The sequence below is a fragment of the Ruegeria sp. SCP11 genome (assembly GCF_040329455.1).
GTDB lineage: Bacteria > Pseudomonadota > Alphaproteobacteria > Rhodobacterales > Rhodobacteraceae > Ruegeria > Ruegeria atlantica_E.
This window is the reverse complement of record NZ_JBDZYG010000041.1, coordinates 1-3,122: the sequence shown is the minus strand read 5'-3', so window position 1 is coordinate 3,122 and position 3,122 is coordinate 1. Positions and strand designations below refer to the sequence as shown.

The window sequence follows — 3,122 nt, the reverse complement described above, 5'->3', positions numbered from 1 at the left end:
CGCCCCATCCAGTGCCATATGGTCGCTGAACTGCTGGATGCCGGCCGCAAGGAATGCGCGGTTCGGATTCAGGTACACCCCACCGTTCTCAGCGAAGGGGGAAAGAATGAACTCGCCGGTTGCCGGATCGTAATCGAGCAGGAAGGTATAGGCACCTCCGACAATCGCGGTTTCTCCGCCTTTGGTCGCGAAATCACCGTTCATCAGCCGGAAGTCACTGGCGGAACTCATGCCGGAAACCGTGGCAAGCGCATAGGTCTGGAGATCTGCAAGATCACCGGATTTCTGAACCTGCAGGCCCTGCTGCGCCCCTGCGCTGTCGCCGGTCACAATCAACTGGTCGTTGGTTCCGGCATCAAAATCGACATCGAGCGCTACAGAGCCGGACCCTGACAGATTACCGCCAATAGTCAGGCGATCACCCCCGCGCCCATCAGCCAAACTGACAAGGCCATCGTTGCTGACATCGCTGACAACATTGATCGCACCCGATCCGCCAAACCCGGCCTGGAAACGGCTGGTCGCGTCGATCCGCAGGTTGCTGTTCAGAGACAGGTCTGCCGCTCCTGCTATGATGGTCGATCCGTTGTTTGCCGCGAGAGAATCAATATCTGTTGCCGAACTGTCCAGGGTCAGGACAGTTCCATTGTCTGCCGTCAGGTTTTCCCAATTGGTGAACAGAGCGCCATCGAAATTGCCGTTGAAAGCCGAAAAGGTCACGGCATCTTGCGTGCCATCACCACCGTCGAACAGGGTTGCTGCGCTGATATCTGCGCCCCCTTCAATCGTCAGCGCGTCGGTACCGTCACTCAGCAGCACTTCACCGGCAATCGCTGATCCCGACCGCAGAATGACATGGCTATTGCCGCCATCACCATTGACAATCGCCTCGCCGGACACGGAAGAGACCGACGCACCGCTGTTGAGTGTAATCACGCTCGGCCCGCTGGTCGCCCGGGTCACAATCCCGGCACCAGTACCCCCTGAAACGGCGCCGGATACGGTAACCGATGTCAGGCCTGAACCAAAGTTCCGGGCGTGGATGCCATACTGTTGACCGCTGACATTTGCGGCTTCAATCGTCAACGAACCACTGACGTCGTTGCGCGCGTATATCCCGTTTCTAGCGCCGCTGATCATACCAGTGGATGTGACTGAAAGATCGGTACCAATTTCGTTCTGTGCTAATAGACCGTTGCCAGTGGTACCAGTGATGTCTGCCGTCGAAATCGTCAGCGCACCGCTGCCTCGGTTAATGGCTACAAGTCCGGTCGTGCCGGTGACTGTCCCCGAAGCGGTGATCGACAGATCTGTTCCTGAGGAGCCATTATAAAGGAGCATTCCCTCCCCGGCGGTGCCAGTGACGTCCGACGTCGTAATCGTCAGCGCTCCACTGCCGTCGTTGCGTGCGTATACCCCGAACGACCCACCTGACACGGCACCCGACGATGTAATTGAAAGATCCGTGCCCGAGTTTTGGGCATAGATGCCACTGCCCAGGGTTCCGGTGACATCCGTCGCTGCAATCGTCAGGGCTCCACTGCCGTCGTTTCTTGCCTGAAGCCCGTGCAAAGCACCGCTGATCGCGCCAGTGGATGAAACCGACAGGTTCGCGCCATAGTTATTCAGGTTCAGCCCGTTTTGGCGGGTTGATGTCACATCCGCGACCGAAAGGGTCAAATCGCCGGTGCCAGTGTTTCTCGCGAAAATCCCTCGCCCGCTACTTGTCACCAGCCCGCTTGTCGTGATCGAAAGATCGGTGCCTCTGTTAATGGCGAAGATACCCGAATTGTTGGCGGTTCCGGTGACATTGGCCGCAGAGATCACCAGCGTTCCTCTGCCATAGTTGCGGGCATTGATGCCGTACCCATCAACTGTGCTTATTGCGTCTCCGACGTCGATCGTTATACCGCCGGTGGTTCCGCGACCACTTGCGTAAATTGCATCGCGCGCACCCGTTACAGCACCCGATGCCGTAACCGACAAGCTGGTACCGGAACCGTGATTTTGCGCCCTTATCCCAAAACTGTTTGTACCCGTGACGTCCGCGGCTGTGATCGTCAGAGCTCCTGTGCCATCGTTGTATGCGTCGATGCCGACGGTACCGCCCTGAACCGGTCCGGACGCCGTAATGGACAGATCGGAGCCACTGTTTTGGACAGAAATTCCTTCGGCGCCATAGCCGACCACCTCTTCAACAGCAATCGTCAACGCGCCGGTGCCATTGTTTACCGCGCCAATTCCCCGATTGCCTCCGATAACCCGATCAGTTGCCGTGATGGAAAGATCAGTACCGGTATTCAACGCGGAAATGCCGTCCCCGGTTGCACCTCCGGTGACACTTGCCGTCGAAATTGACAGCGCTCCGCTACCGATGTTTTGAGCAAGAATTCCGAAGTCGCCACCTGAGACGTGACCGGACGTGGCAATTGAAAGATCCGTGCCAATCGTATTTTGTGCGAAGATGCCATGACCGAGCACACCGGTGACATCCGTAGCATCAATCGACAGTGCACCGCGATTGTTTACGGCTGCAATCCCCCGATTGCCTCCGATGATCCGATCAGTTGCAGAGATGGAAAGATCAGTGCCTGTATTCAATGCGGAAATGCCATCCCCTGCTGCACCTCCGGTGACACTTGCCGTCGTGATTGACAGCGCTCCGCTACCGGTATTTTGAGCGAGGACGCCGGATTCGCCGCCTGAAACGTGCCCGGATGCGACAACTGAAAGGTCGGTGCCAATCGTATTTCGGGCATAGATGCCATTTTCGAGGGCTCCGGAGACATCCGTTGCTGCGATCGTCAGGGCTCCGGTGCCGTCGTTTTGTGCCTGGATCCCGTGCGCAGCACCGCTGATCGTTCCGGTCGATGTGACCGACAGGTTCGTGCCATAGTTCGCCAGATTAAGTCCGTTAAGGCCGGTTGAGGTCACATCCGCGACCGAAACAGTAAAATCACCGCCGGCATTTCTTGCGGAAATCCCATGCCAGTAGCTTGTGACCAGCCCGGTTGTCGTGATCGAAAGATCGGTGCCCCTGTTGCCGGCGAGGATACCCGAATTGTTGGTTGTTCCGGTGACGTTGGCCGCAGAGATCACCAACGCTCCTCCGCCGTCATTGC

General features: G+C 57.5%; 1 protein-coding gene. It reads right to left on the bottom strand.

Translation table 11 applies throughout. From position 1 onward, the window contains the following. Nucleotides 1–3,122, bottom strand: a 3,122-nt coding sequence (locus ABLN94_RS24460) for a beta strand repeat-containing protein (RefSeq protein ID WP_352997303.1), incomplete at both ends; no start/stop codon positions are given.